13 protein-coding genes and 1 tRNA gene are annotated in these 15633 nt (G+C 53.7%); 8 read left to right on the top strand and 6 right to left on the bottom strand.

Translation table 11 applies throughout. The features are described 5' to 3' along the window. Window positions 1-30: 30 nt before the first annotated feature. On the bottom strand, window positions 31-285 hold the full coding sequence (locus QQL54_RS11780; protein WP_284390904.1) for a hypothetical protein: 255 nt from the start codon (window positions 283-285) through the stop codon (window positions 31-33). Between the two features lie 78 nt (window positions 286-363). On the opposite strand from QQL54_RS11780, the gene bfr reads away from it, so the two are divergent. Both bfr and QQL54_RS11790 read left to right on the top strand, forming a co-directional pair. After that, window positions 364-849, top strand: a complete 486-nt coding sequence (gene bfr, locus QQL54_RS11785) for a bacterioferritin (RefSeq protein ID WP_284390906.1) — start codon at window positions 364-366, stop codon at window positions 847-849. Between the two features lie 164 nt (window positions 850-1013). After that, entirely contained in the window at window positions 1014-2027 is a 1014-nt protein-coding gene (locus tag QQL54_RS11790) for a hypothetical protein (protein ID WP_284390908.1), read from the top strand. Window positions 2028-2107: 80 nt separating this feature from the next. Here the strand turns inward: QQL54_RS11790 and QQL54_RS11795 are convergent, their stop codons facing one another. The 3 genes from QQL54_RS11795 to cobT all read right to left on the bottom strand — a co-directional run bounded on the left by QQL54_RS11795 (window position 2108) and on the right by cobT (window position 6342). Continuing rightward, window positions 2108-3253 carry a nitrilase-related carbon-nitrogen hydrolase gene (locus QQL54_RS11795; RefSeq protein ID WP_284390910.1) on the bottom strand — a complete coding sequence of 382 codons (1146 nt, stop codon included), beginning with the start codon at window positions 3251-3253 and terminating at the stop codon, window positions 2108-2110. Window positions 3254-3337: 84 nt separating this feature from the next. Next, entirely contained in the window at window positions 3338-4510 is a 1173-nt protein-coding gene (locus tag QQL54_RS11800) for a serine hydrolase (protein WP_284390911.1), read from the bottom strand. Next, complete coding sequence (gene cobT / locus QQL54_RS11805) at window positions 4507-6342, bottom strand: cobaltochelatase subunit CobT (protein WP_284390913.1); 1836 nt, start codon at window positions 6340-6342, stop codon at window positions 4507-4509. The genes QQL54_RS11800 and cobT overlap by 4 nt, the downstream gene beginning before the upstream one ends. 103 nt (window positions 6343-6445) lie before the next feature. Here cobT and QQL54_RS11810 point away from each other — a divergent pair, with 103 nt between their 5' ends. Beyond that, window positions 6446-7867, top strand: coding sequence for a cryptochrome/photolyase family protein (locus QQL54_RS11810; RefSeq protein WP_284390916.1), 1422 nt, complete (start codon window positions 6446-6448; stop codon window positions 7865-7867). Window positions 7868-7925: 58 nt separating this feature from the next. Further along, window positions 7926-8642 (top strand): peptide-methionine (S)-S-oxide reductase MsrA, encoded by a 717-nt coding sequence (gene msrA / locus QQL54_RS11815; RefSeq protein WP_284390918.1) that lies wholly within the window; start codon window positions 7926-7928, stop codon window positions 8640-8642. A 6-nt stretch (window positions 8643-8648) separates the two neighbouring features. Here the strand turns inward: msrA and QQL54_RS11820 are convergent, their stop codons facing one another. Beyond that, window positions 8649-10130: an ArnT family glycosyltransferase gene (locus QQL54_RS11820; protein ID WP_284390920.1), complete on the bottom strand. Its 1482-nt coding sequence runs from the start codon at window positions 10128-10130 to the stop codon at window positions 8649-8651. A gap of 83 nt (window positions 10131-10213) precedes the next feature. On the opposite strand from QQL54_RS11820, the gene murI reads away from it, so the two are divergent. Further along, on the top strand, window positions 10214-11038 hold the full coding sequence (gene murI / locus QQL54_RS11825) for a glutamate racemase (protein ID WP_284390921.1): 825 nt from the start codon (window positions 10214-10216) through the stop codon (window positions 11036-11038). Window positions 11039-11042: 4 nt separating this feature from the next. On the opposite strand, the gene QQL54_RS11830 is transcribed toward murI, so the two are convergent. After that, window positions 11043-11645, bottom strand: coding sequence for a YqaA family protein (locus QQL54_RS11830; RefSeq protein WP_284390923.1), 603 nt, complete (start codon window positions 11643-11645; stop codon window positions 11043-11045). Window positions 11646-11757: 112 nt separating this feature from the next. On the opposite strand from QQL54_RS11830, the gene QQL54_RS11835 reads away from it, so the two are divergent. The 3 genes from QQL54_RS11835 (at window position 11758) to QQL54_RS11845 (ending at window position 15631) form a co-directional block, all read left to right on the top strand. Then, window positions 11758-11840, top strand: a tRNA-Leu gene (locus QQL54_RS11835). 334 nt (window positions 11841-12174) lie between these two features. Continuing rightward, a complete protein-coding gene (locus tag QQL54_RS11840; RefSeq protein WP_284390925.1) occupies window positions 12175-13539 on the top strand; it encodes a hypothetical protein in 1365 nt (454 codons plus the stop codon). 67 nt (window positions 13540-13606) lie between these two features. Continuing rightward, window positions 13607-15631 carry a LamG domain-containing protein gene (locus tag QQL54_RS11845; RefSeq protein ID WP_284390927.1) on the top strand — a complete coding sequence of 675 codons (2025 nt, stop codon included), beginning with the start codon at window positions 13607-13609 and terminating at the stop codon, window positions 15629-15631. Window positions 15632-15633 lie beyond the last annotated feature (2 nt).

Here is a 15633-nt window from a genome sequence, read left to right on the forward strand (position 1 = left end):
ATGAGAAAGCTGCCTTCCGGTTATTGACAATCATTCGCATTCGCTTAAATCGAATGCGTGATCCATTGCATTTGCAATAACATCAATACGTCCGCCGTGGATGCCGCCGCCGCCAAAGGTGCGGAAAGCGCAGCCTGTGTTCAACGCGCGTGTGGCTCTCGGTTTCGTTGCGGCCAATGCCGCACGGATATTGAAGAGCGACTGCGCTCCTGGCGCCAAACACGACCGATGCTCGACGCTGCGGAGTAGTTTTCGGCCTGCCGGCGTGCAGGTCATTTGGGCCACGACAATTTTTTCTGCGAATGAAAGTCGCTTACCTGCTTCGCGTTTGACCCGGCTTAGCGCGCTGCTTAGACTTCCCCTATGAAATCTGATCCTGAAGTTATCGTCTGGCTTAACCGCGCGCTCAAAGCTGAGCTGACGGCCATCAACCAATATTTCCTGCATTCCCGCATGCTCAAGGATTGGGGCGTCACACGCCTCGCAAAGAAAGAGTATGAAGAATCGATCGAGGAAATGAACCACGCCGATGACATCATTGAGCGCATTCTCTTTCTGGGTGGCCTGCCAAATCTACAGGATTTGGGCAAACTTCGCATCGGTGAGACGGTCCAAGAAATTCTCGAATGCGACATGTCACTCGAAGAGATGGCGATCCCAATGTATAAAGACGCGATCCATCATTGCGAATCTGTGCGTGACTACGTGACGCGCGACATGCTGCAAAAAATCCTAGTTGAGGAAGAAGAGCATGTCGACTTCTTGGAAACTCAGTTTGATCTGATCAAACAGATCGGAATCGAGCGCTATATCAAGTTGCAGAGCACTCCGGCGGATGAGGCGGGCTAGACTCTAGCCTTTCCAAATGACTGAGGGGTGCAGCCTATGGGTGCGTCGCAAAACTGTCACTTGGCTTGTATGATATGCGCCGTGTATCGGGCGGAAATCCTCGCGCTTTCTTAGCGTCGAGCCATATTTAAGCGTGTTCAGGAACACATCCCACAGGGCCTTATATGTCTAGTATTGAGATATTGGGTGTCATCGGATTTGCTTTGGCGGCCTATTCAGTCGTCGCAAATGACGCGATTCAGACACTCGGGACTTTTCTAAGGTCAAATCAGAAGCGTCCTTGGTGGATTTTGTGGCTCTATGTGGCGGGTATTTTCGTTGCAGTCCTAGCCTATGGATATTTCACGCAGGCCGGGGATGTTGCCTATGGCCGATTGAATACGATTCCATACCCTGATGGCGGCATTCAGTGGTATCACATCATTCCACCAATCGCTTTGATAGCGCTGACCCGCCTCACAGTCCCTGTTTCAACGACTTTCCTCGTTTTGACCATGTTTGCCCTGACGGGCGGCGCGGCGACAGAGGGCGTGTTGGGCAAAATGATGTTGAAATCGGCGCTCGGTTACGCCGTGGCGTTCGGTGTTGGTATCGTTGTGTACGCGATGATTGCGCGGACGTTCTCGCGCTGGGTGCACAACACAAGCGATCATGACCCAGCGAAGGCTTGGTACACTCTGAAATGGTTGACGACAGGATTCCTCTGGACGCAGTGGTTGATGCAAGATTTGGCCAATATCTTTGTCTTCCTGCCGCGCGAGACGGTGGACGGCGTTGTTGTCGTTCAACCCGGCATCGCTTTTCTTGGGGGCGCGCTAACTGTCGCTCTGCTCGGCTATATTTTCTATAAACGCGGCGGTCGTATTCAGGAAATCGTCAACAGCAAAACAGGGACGCAAGACCCAAGAGTGGGTGTTCTGGTCGATTTGATGTTCGGTATTATCCTGTTCGTCTTCAAAGAAATGAACGATATTCCGATGAGCACGACCTGGGTGTTCTTGGGTCTGATCGCGGGTCGCGAACTGGCTGTCGCCTATATTGGCGGATTGCGTGATCGTTCAGAAGCGATGCGCGACGTGACGCGGGATGCGGGGCGTCTGCTCTTTGGCCTGACCATTTCCGTCGCGATCGCCTTCTTCGTGCCGTGGGCGGCGACAGGCAGTATGCCGACCTTCTAACGGATGCATTATCCACGCAAAAAAAGCCGGCTCCCTGGATCATCAGGGGGCCGGCTTTTTTGTTCTAGGTTCGGGCGGTGTTACTTGCCGATATAGTTCGCTTTCTCTTCGTCTGAATTGAAGCGCGAGGCGCGTTCCATCAGCGCTTTCATAGCGGCCCCGGTTTCAGGCAGGTCTTCACGGGCCACATCCATGTGATTGACCGGGAATTCCTGCACATATTGCTCGATCACTGGCATGGTCACATCGACGGCAAAGTTTGGGATACGGCGACCTTCACGGAATTCCGCAATCGGGATTTGAGCCTCGATAATGTCGTCCTCGACCAAGCTCGGCGATTTAGCGATGATTTTGCCCTTATTGTCGACGATGATGGACTCGCCCGCATTATAGCCGGGGATGTCAAAGGCGATGTTAGCCATGGCGGAGTAATAATTATTCTGCGCGGCTGTCGCTTGCACGTCGAAATCCGCAAAAAGGGTGGCGGTTCGTAACATGATTTCTGTTCCGCGCATGGCAAAGGCCGCGAAGACGAACGGATCGAACTGCACTGTCGAGACGGCGAGGTTACCGAACTCGGTCTTCACAACCGGAAACTCCTCCTCTGGGCCATACATGGCGCGATATTTGTCGCGCACTGATTCGATGGTCGTCGTTGTGATCTCCCGATCCGGGTAAAGCCGTTTGATGTTACGTGTTTTCCAGAAGCGCTCAACCAGCTCTCCGTCTCTGTTGATGACTCCGTTCAGGCTGAGAATGTGGCCCGGCCAGTCTGGGTCCGTCGCGTAAGATCCAAAGACGATATAAGTGTCACAGTTCCGCGCAATTTCGCCCAGATAGTCCGTCTCCGGGCCGGGCATCTGCACCGTATATTTCAGCTTTTCCGTGCGCGTGCCGGATGAGTAACCTGTCAGGGGAAATTCGTGGAATAGCAGGATGTCGGGCTTATTGCCCGTTGTGCAGGCCTTGTCCGCCATCGCTTTCATATGCGCTAAATTCCCATCCAGACCCTCTTGGATTGTTGGATAGTCGGACAGGTTCTTCACGGTCGTTTGCATGACTTTCAGCGTGATGACGTCTTTTGCTAGCGGGACTGTTTCGTAAGATCCGTCAGGCTGAACCAGCGTCTGCGATACCGAATGGGTGGGGCCGTCTTGGGCCGATGTGCCGGGTGCGGTCGCGCAGGCCGCTAGAAGCGCCAGTGCCGAAATTCCAAGATATTTCATGATGTCCTCCTCATTTCAAAAACGAGGCTGGAACAGGATACAGATTATCGCCTTGCGTTGCCGCAAGCCGCGCAACGCGTGGTTTCACCCTCGCGCGACGATCACTTTCGCAATCTGAGCGGCGAGCTCGTCAAATTTCTGTTGGGTCAGATTGAGGTGCGAGCCGTCATTTGTCGCGATGACGATGGCTGCATTACGCTCGGGTAACAGGACGAGAACCGCATACCACATAGTGTTCGATCCATTATGCCAGATGACGGGCTCGTTGCCCTCGCCAAAGTCCCGGCTTTGCACCACCCAGCCATAGGCATAGTCGTTCAGGACTGGCGTATGCAGTCGATCAAATGTGACTGGGGAGAGCAGGGCGGTTTCGCTTTGCCCCGCATCCAGATGGGCACGGCCATAGGTCAGCAGATCATCGAGGCTCATATGCATGGTGCCCGCCGCCGCCATCCAGGGCGGATTGTCGGCATTCTCTGCCGGGTCCAAAGCCATTTTGATCCCGGCCAGTTTACGGTGTCCCCACGGGACATCGCCCGTCGGTGCGCCAAACCCGAGCGTAGAGAGGCCCAAGGGCTGAGCAACCCGCCTGCGGATGATGGTTTCCCAACTCTCGCCAGTAGCTTCCTCAGCCATGAGCGAGGCGAGCATGAAGCCTTCATTGGAATAAGCGAAGGCCGTGCCGGGTTCGACTGTTGGAGGGTCCGCTAGCATTGTCGCGGCGGTTTCGCGACGGACCTCGGCTAACCGCTCAGCTTCGCTGACCGAATTCATCATCGCCGTGATCGGCGCACGGGGTGCGCTAGCCGTATGCGTCAGGAGTTGGGCGAGGGTGACGTCGCGCCAGTCTGCGTCCATGGGTATGTCGGTTAAGCGGTCGCCCAACCTATCATCCCATGCCATCACCCCATCCTCGACCAGTGTCGCGATCGCGGTGGCGCTCATAGACTTCCCGATGGAGCCGACATGGAACAGGTCGGAGACGGAGAGCGGATCAGTTTCGTCCTTCGTGCGCCAGCCTGTGTCCGCTTCCGCGATGATGGTGTCGCTGACCATGACTTTAGCGGCGATGCCTACCAGCTTCCGTTCTTCGGCAATCCCTGCAATCGCGTCTTCAAGCCCTTGCGATGTCAATGCAGCGAGCGGTTCGGCTGTCGGTCCCGGTCGGTTCGACAGGGTCGTCGCAACCACAACGCCGAGAACTAACAACCCAAAAAAAGCAAAGATGCCAACGATGATCTTGAGGAAGAGTTTCATCGCCCGCGCCCAGCTTTGCCATTTTGATCAAACAGCTCCGCCAGCTTTTCGGTCATCGCCCCGCCGAGCTGTTCGACATCCATGATGGTGATCGCGCGGCTATACCAACGGGTGACGTCGTGACCGATGCCGATGGCGACGAGTTCGACCTCTGAGCGGTTTTCGATTTTATCGATCATTAGGCGGAGGTGGCTCTCCAAAAGCCCGGTCTTGTTCTGGCTCTGCGTGGCATCATCGACGGGTGCGCCGTCGGAAATCACCATAAGGATCCGGCGTTGTTCAGGCCGCGCCATCAGGCGGCGATAGGCCCAATCAAGCGCTTCGCCGTCAATATTCTCTTTGAGCAGCCCTTCGCGCATCATCAGGCCAAGATTTCGTTTGGCGCGCCGCCACGGCATATCCGCGCTCTTATAAACAATATGTCGCAGATCATTGAGGCGGCCGGGTTGCGCGGGTTTACCCGCTGCCATCCAGTCTTGGAACGACTTACCACCCTTCCACGCCTTGGTCGTAAAGCCGAGGATTTCAGCTTTCACGCCGCATCGTTCCAGCGTTCTGGCCATAATGTCCGCACAGACGGCGGCCACCATGATCGGACGCCCGCGCATCGAGCCGGAATTATCGATCAGAATCGACACGACCGTGTCGCGAAAGTCGGTTTCCTTCTCTTCTTTGAAGGTCAGGGCGGACATGGGATCGATAATGACGCGGGTTAACCGCGCTGTGTCCAGCATGCCTTCTTCCAGGTCGAACGTCCAACTGCGTTGTTGCTGTGCTTGCAAACGCCGTTGCAGACGATTTGCGAGGCGGGAAATAACCGACGACAGACCTGCCATATGGCCGTCGAGATAACCGCGCAGCCGCTCCAGTTCGTCCGTTGGGCAAAGATCTTCAGCCTTAATCACCTCATCATGACGGGTCGAATAGACGCGGTAAGGATCGGGCAGATTCCGCGGTTGAGGGCGCTGTGACGGCGCGTCGGGCGACTGTTCTGAATCGTCGCTCTCGCCATCAACATTTTCGGCATCGACAATGTCTTGAGCGTCGTCTGATTCGTCTTCGAGCGCGTCTGCATCTGAGACTTCGGTCTGACCCTGTTGTTCTTCATTGGGCGAATCGGCAGATTGGTCTTCCTGTTCCTGCTCGTCTTCTTGGCTGTCCTCATTCTGATCGTCATCTTGCTCAGGATCGGCATTGTCCCGGTCGAGCGACAGATCAGCGATGAAGTCATTGACCATGCGCCCGAACTGATCCTGATCGCCAATATGGTCGAGTAAAGCCTTAATCCGGCCTTTGCTGCGCTGGCCGATCTCCTCACGCCAAGCCTCCATAATGCCTTTGGTGGAGGCAGGCAGATCACGGCCTGACAGCCGCTCGCGCGCATAGAGGCCAATCGCTTCGGCGAAACTGGTGTCGTCTTTGGCAATGTCAGCTTTGTCGAACCCGCGTTTCGTTGCCCGTGCCGAGAGCGCCGCGCTGAGGTTGTCGGCTAGCCCCGCCAAATGCTGCCCGCCCAGAGTCTCAATGCGCGCCTGTTCTAGCGCTTCAAAAACGGCGCGAGACGCACCGGATTTCGGCATGTTGGTCGCGTGGACCTCTGCGTCATGCAGCGCAATTCGCAGGGCTAGCGCATCGGCTTCACCGCGTGCCTTTGCGATTTGACCCGGTTTGGGGCGCGGGGGCAGGCTCGGTAGCATCACCTGATCGCGCACCAGACCAGCCACGTCTCCGCCATAAGAGACTTCGAGGTCTTCACGCGCGGCAATGGCCTTCGTCGCGGCGCTTAGGGAGCGCTTGAAACCATCAATCGGTTGAGTGCTGTCATTTTTCATCGCGATCTGTTTACGGCGCAGCGACGCGGATGTGTAGCGCGGATGTGATCAGATTATCGCGAGATTATCGAAACATTTCACGCCGCCTATCCGTATTCACGTCATGACCGCTCTTTCTCCCTCTATTGTCTGGTTTCGAGATGACCTTCGCCTCGGTGATCATCCGGCGCTGAATGCCGCTATCCATCGCGGTGGACCGCTCATATTGCTGTATATCCGAGAAAAGGATGCGGCGCGGAAACCGGGCGGGGCAAAACGCGTGTGGTTGCATCATTCATTGCAGGCCTTGAAATCCGATATTGAGGACCGAGGCGGCGCGCTGATCTTGCGCACGGGTGTGGCTGCGGACGTGATCGATGCATTGATCAAGGATAGCGGCGCGAGGGCAGTTTTCTGGAATCGGCGCTACCATGAACCGGATCGCGACCGCGACGCTGCAATCAAAGAAGCGCTGACCGAACGCGATGTGGCCGTTGAGAGCTTTAAGGCCAATCTGCTGGTCGAACCGTGGGAGGTAAGAACCAAGGCTGGCACGCCGTACAAAGTTTTCACGCCGTTCTGGCGGGCGGCCAAGGACGGGATGGAGGTTAGCGATCCGCTACCTGCACCCAAGAAGTTGGAGTGCGTTGATAAAGTTTTGTCCGCCGCGCTCGATGATTGGAGCTTACTGCCGACCCAGCCTGACTGGGGGTCAAAAATGTTGAATCATCACACGCCCGGCGAGGCCGGGGCGATCGCCCGACTGACTGATTTTCTCGACGGCCCGATTGAAGACTATGCACAGGGTCGGGATCGTCCGGACAAAGCGCTGACCTCAAAGCTCTCGCCCCATCTCGCCCACGGTGAAATTTCGCCGCGCCAGATTTGGGATGCGTGCAAAGACAATGAAGTCACATCGCGCAAATTCCTGTCCGAGATTGGCTGGCGAGAATTTTCCTACACGCTGCTATTCTACAATCCCGATTTGGCGACTGAGAATTTCGCGGACGGGTATGAGGCCATGGAATGGGATCATGATGATCAGGCGTTTGAGGCGTGGACGAAAGGGCAGACGGGCTATCCTTTTGTTGATGCCGGAATGCGCCAACTCTGGGCGACCGGGTGGATGCACAACCGCGTGCGGATGGTCGTCGCCAGCTTTCTAATCAAACACCTCATGATTGACTGGCGCGACGGCGAAGATTGGTTCTGGGACTGCTTGCTCGAAGCTGATCTCGCGTCGAATGCTGCCAGTTGGCAATGGGTTGCCGGAACGGGTGCCGATGCCGCGCCCTATTTTCGAGTTTTCAACCCGTTCGGTCAGGGCGAAAAATTTGATCCGAATGGCGACTATGTTCGACAATGGGTGCCGGAGCTTAAAGATCTTCCGAACAAGTATATTCAGCAGCCATGGACGGCACCGGATAAGGTTCTGAACGCGGCAGGTATTGAGCTCGGCCGCGACTACCCCGAACCGATTGTAGATCACAAACAGGCCCGTGAGCGCGTGCTGGAGGCGTATAAAACAGCCCGGAATAGCGCGTAACGCAAACCTCACCGCAAGTTCATTGGAACCGGAACCCCCTCAATCTCATAGTAGTATTATGAAACATTCATTCCTCCTGGCCTCTATCGCCGCCCTGACCCTTTTATCTGCCTGTGCGGACGCACCATCACGCGTCCAATCGGATAGCGAACAGTCTGAACCCCAAGCCGAACCCAAGACGATGGTCGCGGCTGCCGTATCGGGCCCTCAAGCGCCTTATGTGTCGGATGCGCCTGACGGGTTGGAGACTGCCATTTTCGCGGGTGGGTGTTTCTGGTGCGTTGAGAAGGATTTCGAAGGCGTGCCCGGCGTGATCGAAGTTCTGTCCGGCTATACGGGCGGTGAGCTCGACAATCCGACCTACAAACAGGTCAGTTATAAAGAGACGGGTCATTATGAAGCCGCCGAAGTCCTGTTCGATCCAGAACAGGTGAGTTATCGTGAGCTTGTTGATTTTTATTGGACGACGGTCGATCCAACCGATGCGAGCGGTCAGTTCTGCGACAAGGGTACATCCTACCGCACCGCCGTCTTCGCGACAGCCGAACAGCTCCCAGATGCCACGGCTAGCCTCGCCGCCGTGCAAGCGAACAAGCCGTTTTCAAAAACGATCGTCACGCCGCTTGTGCCTGCTGTGACCTTCTATGACGCCGAAGATTACCATCAGGATTATTATAAGAAGAACCCGATCCGTTACCGCACCTACCGCGCGGCTTGCCGCCGCGACGCGACGCTGAAGAAGCTCTGGGGTGATGCGGCGCATGGCGGTAAATAGCACGCCTTAGTCACGATAAGCTGGACCCTTATACCCTGACGCAGCGTAGGTTTTGAGCGCACGGACTTTACCACCTCCGAGATCAATATTGATCTCGCCCAGTGGGATCAGTGTTTCAAAATCCTGCGCAAAATATTCTGTGTAGGGGGCGTAATAAGACACAAGCAGAACGGATCGGTCGTCCTGAGGGAGCGCTTTGGTCAGCTCAGCATGATTATTGAGGCGCGGCTCATACCGCCACATAAAGAGCGGCGCCGTCTCCTCCATTTCGTAATAGAGCAGATCATAGAAAAGCAGCCGGTTATCGACGGCAATGGCGTCAAAATCTCCTTGATCATATTCAGCCCGAATCGCTTCAACCGTTTCTGGCCAGCTCCGTTGACGCTTCACCGCATTGGCAAACCCAAGCCGGTCAACCAGCGTAGGTGATGTCATTACCAGACCTGGCCCAACGCCGAGCAGAAGGTTAGCGATCAGTCCGGCCGCCACCCACCGCATGGCGCGACGCAACTGGATTGTCCACCCGGCGAGCAATATGGGCGCGCTGGCATAGGCGACGGCGGCCCAATTGGCGTTGGCGCGGCTGACCACGGCCTGAGCGCAAATAATCAGCAGTGGCGTCAGAACGAGCAGGATGAGCCAGAGATCGAAGGATCTACGATTTCGCCGCATTCCCCAAATCGCAATCAACAGTAGAATGAACGTTACGGGTCCAAACACGCCCAGTTGACCAAATAGGAACTCCGCCAGCTCGTCGACGTTAAACTGCGGCCCGTCTTTCAGATTAGCATTGTCAGTCGTGTGAACCATGGTCGCGAAATCATTGCGCGCATTCCACAGAATGTTGGGCAGGATGATCAGACCGGAAAGCAGCCCAGCTACGACCCCACGTAAACTCAGCATAGCTTTGCGCGTTTTTGCCTCGAATAAAACAGCGAGACCAAAAGCGGGGAGAACATAGGTCATGGCATATTTGGCCAGCAGCCCGAAACCTAGGGCCGCACCGATTAGGAGCGCCCAGCGCCAGCTCGGCTCTTCGCGCACGCGAACCCACGAATATAAAAATAGGGCGACAAAGACGAGCAGTGCGGCGTCCGTGCTGATCAGTGAGGAGGACAGGGCCACGCCCGGCATCAAGGCGTAGAGCGCCGCCGCGACTAATCCAGCTTTTGCGTTGTAAAGCCGTCGCGCCGTCAGGAAGCACAATATGGCTGTAAACGTGTGGAGAATAGGCGAGGCGAGGCGTACCGCCCATTCCGCATCCCCAAATAACGCCGTGGTCGCCCAGATGATCCAGGCGATCAGCGGTGGTTTGGAATAGTAACCAAAGTCCGGTTCTTGTGCCCATGCCCAATATTGGGCTTCATCCCCATGTAGACCGGATGGGTTGAGCCAGAGTAGGACCACACGGAATAATAGCAAACCAGCGATCAGGGCCGTCGCCCAGACACCGTAAGGCGTGTTGGATTTGAGTTGCGGATCGCTCACAGAGGGTCGCTAAGCTGACATTTGCGCAAAATAAACCTTATTCGGGTCCATGTTCAGGTCATGATTTTGTCCTATGACGGCCTGTGACCCTGTTTCGCCCACAATCCGCCCAGCATATCCTGGTTTTTGACTCCGGAGTTGGGGGGCTGTCTGTCAGCCGCGAAATTCGCGCCGTCCTGCCGGATCTGCATCAGAGCTATCTCGCCGATGATGCCTTCCGACCGTATGGTGAGAAGACAGAAGAGCAGTTACGCGCGCGGCTACCGGAATTACTCGCGCCGATCTGCGCCATGCTGTCGCCGGATATTGTCGTGATTGCCTGCAATACGGCGTCCACGACAGCGCTTCCATCCATTCGTGCCGCGCTCGATATTCCGGTGGTTGGTGTGGTTCCAGCGATCAAACCGGCGGCCGCGATTTCAAAAACGAAAACGATTGCGGTTCTGGGCACGCCTGGCACGGTCCGCCGCGCCTATGTTGATACGCTGATCGACCAATATGCCAGCGACTGTGTGGTGCGGCTGCGAGGGTCTGTTTCCCTCGTGGAAGAAGCAGAACGCAAGCTGCGCGGTTTGCCGGTCGATATGACGCGAATCCGTGCCGAAATCGTGCCGTTGTTTGACGGCCCTAGTGGTGCCAACATTGACGCCGTCGTTCTCGCCTGCACCCATTTCCCGCTCTTGCGGGATGAATTGCAGGCAGCGGCCAATCAACCTGTGACGTGGGTCGATAGTGGGGAGGCGGTCGCGCGGCGCGTAAAGAGCCTGCTACGGGCGAAACTGGAATCGCCGAGCCATGCCCCCATAGAGGAAACCGCGTTTTTGATTGGCCCCGACATAGACCCGGCCCGACGCGCGACCTTCGCCAATTACGGGTTTAACCGCGTCGTGAGTTTGTCGACCGTTTAACGGTTTAGTGCAGCAGAGTTTTGTACGCCCAATAAGCGGCGGCCAGTAGGACAAACAAGCCCGCCGTGAACCAGCCAAACCGTTCCTTCATGATCTGCTCGGCCTTAGGGCCAAATGTCTTCACGATCCAAGCGACGAGGAAGAACCGCAGCGCGCGGGATAGGACTGACGCAATCATGAAGACCGCGAAGTTGATCTTTAGCGCGCCGCTCATGATGGTGATGACTTTATAAGGAAAGGGTGTCAGCCCAGCTCCGAACACGGCAATCGCGCCATATTCTTCGACCCGGTGAGAGAAATCCGTCACGGCCTCTGCCTTGCCTAAGCTCTCCAGCACAGGCATCGCCAACGCGTCGAACAAAAACAGACCCAGTAGATAGCCGAATACACCGCCCAAGACAGAAAAGATCGTGGCGATCGTTGCTAATCGCCACGCTTTCTGAGGCGCGGCCTGAACCATCGGGATCAGCATCACGTCGGGCGGAATTGGAAAGACGGAGCTTTCGATAAAACAGATGCCGGCAAAGGTGCGCTCAGCATTGGGATGCCGCGCTGCGGATTTGACGCCTTCATACCAGCGTTCGAGAAATGCGAGACGACCTTTCATCCGGTCGGGCTAGTGGCGATAGATTAGGGTCTGGTAAAGGGCACAAAGTGACCATCCTGAGTGATCTTGCCCGTTGACCGCCGCTATTTGCGCAGTATGACCCCTTCCGCGCGCCGGTGTGGTGGAATTGGTAGACACGCGGGATTCAAAATCCCGTGTCCCTAGGACGTGTCGGTTCGAGTCCGACCACCGGTACGCGCCTCTCCACCCTTCTAGTTATAGCTATTCTACCGACCCGTACGGGGGAAGCGGTCTATCATACGGCTTTGCTGAGCCAGTGATAGAATAGTCGTTTTTGAAAGGTGCCGCGCAACAGTGACTGGAATAAAAGCCATAAGTAATCGGCTAGCTCGCACAAAAGAACACAACTTAAAAGTGATTTATAACCTAAGTTAATCTATAGTTGTTTTAAATATTTAGTTGTGTTAATGAATTTATGCCCGTTTAAAGTGTAAATCATATCGCTTGCATTTTGAAGGGTGACGATTTCATCGCTAAACTATTGAGGCTGCCAGTGACTCTTCAAGACATGACCAAAATTGATTTATCCACATTGACTGATGCGGATGTGGCCCCGGGTTTACGCTTTGATAATCCACAGTCGCAATTTGCTCCTGATGGGATGGTTAGCCCTATAACTGGCAATAAACCAGTCAATGACACCACAACCAAAAATCTGAATATACAGAACTATCGCATGGGTAAATTCATGCGGGAGTATTCAAAGACGCCCTTTGAAGACTTACAAGAGGTTCCCCAATCCAATGGAGATACAGCCTGGGTTATGGACGCGGCGATCGATAATCAGGATTATAATTTCTATATTACCAAATCAAATATTCTGAGTAGCGTAACGCTGACAGAGGTGAAAAGTCAGCAGGAAATCGATGCGGCTGCCAAAAAGTACAAGATTGACCCGACACAAACCTATATAACTATTGATGGAAAAAAATACTTCACCCGTATGGATGTGCCGCTCCATTTTGGCACGGGACAAAACAACGATACATGGATTAATCTTGGCGTCTTTGTTCTGGGCGACGGTATCTTAGCGTCGGCTATCGCAGGGGTTATCGCGGCATTCGGTATTGATGCATTTAAAGACGCTCTCAAGAACATCGCCAGCGGTGTTATGAAAACACTATGGGCGGTTACGTCAGGTGCGGTCAAAGCGGCTTACCGATTTGTGAGCACTTTCATTGGACAATTGGTTGATCGCGTCGCCTTTGACGAAGCTGTTGCCGCTGCACGTACGGCAGCAGGCGAAGCCTGGGCGGAGTCGGTCGAGGGAGTGACGTCAACAACGATGAAATACACTGTTGTTGGAGTGGTCATCATTGTCGTCTTACTTCTGATCATTGAATTTGTCCTGCACGAATCCTATCAGAACGTATATTTCTATAATTTAACAGAATACGATATAGAGCTTGATTTTCCCTACAAGGACGAAGGGGACTATCATAATCTTCCAACGAAAGATGTTGTTGCAGCAAGTAAGCGAACTGGCCCAGGCGGAATTGATTTGGGTACGTGGTATAACGGCGTCGCTTTCCGCTATCAAAGCGACTCTGAATTTCATGGCCTCGGCTACACAATGCGGTTCAAGTTAAAAGATCCTAAAACACAAACCGTTGTCAAAACATTCTCCTGTCTGTTTGATGTGCCCTTTGACGGTGATAATTCTCTATTTGCGTCAACCTCAGAGCCAAAGAGTTACAGTGACTATTATTCATCGAACAGTGGCGCTCATAAGGTAAAGCAATATTCGACTAATGATGGCAGTCAGGAAATAATTGTTACCTACGACTATTTAAGCGGAAAGCACGAGGATCCTCAGACAGGCAATAGCCTGTACCTCTATAGCTCACTGGTTATCATCCGCGACGTCGTTTGATCCAAAACCTTATCGGGTTCGAGAATAGTTTCGATCACCTTCTAGCAATTAGATCAAAGGAATGGTCATGGCCGTAATGGTATCAGCTGATATTGGAAATCAGGTAAGAGTCGAAAGCATTACCTCAAGCTACCCGCAGAATACAGCTGAAGGTGGAACGACGCGAGTGGGTAACATCGCGCTCGGTGCTAACGTCAGTGACGCGACAACTAAGACGCTTGCGCAAATCGCGTTTAATCAAGGTCAGTTTTACAAAGCTGTTTCAAAAGTCGACTTCAACAAACTGGCAACGTCTCAGAAGAGCAATGGCGATGAGACCTTCACCTATACCAAGACAGTCAATGGTCAGTCTCATACGCTTACGATGCGTAAATCTGATATGCTCGAAAGTGTGGTTCTTGAGGAAGTTAAAAGCCAGTCGCAAATCGATGCTGTTGCGAAGAAATACAAGATCGATCGTGAAACAACGTACATTACAGTGGACGGTAAAAAATACTTCGTCCGTTTGAATATTCCGATGCACTTCGGGGTTGGTAATCAAAATAGTATTATTATCGATACCGTCTTGTTTGTTGTTGGGACAGAAGCACTTGGAGCCGCCGTTGCCGGTGTGATTTCGTCGCTTGGTATTGGTGCGTTTGCCGCAGCGCTAGCCAGTATCAATACAGCAGTATTCAAGGTTCTCTGGTCCGCTGTCTCGGGCGCGCTTCAAATGGTCTATGTCTTTACGCAGGCATTTATCGGGGGTTTGGTGGCCGAGGGCGGCGGAGTCGCAGCTGCTTGGGCAGCAGGTGTCGCCGCTGTGGGTGAAGCAGCCGAAGGCGCTTTCGTCGCTATCACTGCATCCGCGTTAGCATACACACTCGTCGGTGTTTTGGTGGTTGCGACGATCTACTTAATTCTAACCTATGCGCTTCATTATACCTATCAGAATGTCTACCTGTACAACTTGACGAAGTACGAACTCGATTTCGATTTTGGGTATATTTACGAGGGCAGCGATCATAACGTTCTTACCAAGACATTGGCGCCCTTAAAGTCCAAAACGGGCCCTAATAATATCAATTTGGGCGAATGGTATTCTGCCACAGCTTTTCGGTTCCAGAGCGACTCTAAATTTCATGGCCTAGGCTATGCTATGACGTTTAGTTTGAAGGACCCCAAAACGGGCGCAATCGTTCAGCAAATGGCCTGTATGTTCGATATTCCGTTCGCCGGAAATAATAGCTTGATGACCTCTGCAACATTGCCGTCAAATATAAAAACCTTTTACTCGAGTAATGAGGGGAAGGTTAAAAAGACTCAGCATTCCAGTCAGAATAACAACTTCGAGATCATCACGACTTATGATTATCTAAGTGGTAAGCATCCAGATCCAGAAACGGGGGATAGCGAGTATTTATACAACTCGCTCATCATCATTCGTGAAAAAAGCAAGGTTTTTTCGATCAACCCATCCGCTAAGTTAAGTGGCAGTGGACATCTTTCTGTTCCGTCGAACGCAGCCTATGAGTTCGGAACTGGAGATTTCACATTACAGGCTTGGATAAAACCAACGCGTGCGGGAACGATTTTTGGGAAGAAATCGACTGCGGGGGGTAGTGGCGCCAATGCTGGGTTGCTTCTCGTTCTGCAACCTGATGGAAAATTCAAACTCGCGACGGATAATGGGTTTGGTTACAGCCAAGTTGTTACAGATGCGTCGAACGTATTTGACGGTGACTGGCATCACGTTTCAGCTGTTCGGTCGGGATCATCCATGACCGTTTTTGTTGATGGTCAGCAGATTTCGGCGACCTTATCAGGCAGCTTGGCGTCTCCGCTTAATGTCAGCAATGACTTACCCCTATTGATTGGGAGTGTTCAGCAAAACCAAGAGCCCTATATTCATTATGAAGGTTCGATTAGCCATGCGCGCGTTTGGAACATTGCTCTTGACGCCGCTAAACTCCGCCAAACGATCAATAGTGAAGTGAGTTCTTCATCAGCGGGTTTGGTGGGGGATTGGACGCTCCACACGGATGGCAGCGATAGAAGCGCCACTCACAACAATGCAAGTGTGTCCGGATCTGTCAGTTTTGGAGCTCATTAGGG

The organism is Algimonas ampicilliniresistens (assembly GCF_030159955.1).
Lineage (GTDB): Bacteria > Pseudomonadota > Alphaproteobacteria > Caulobacterales > Maricaulaceae > Litorimonas > Litorimonas ampicilliniresistens.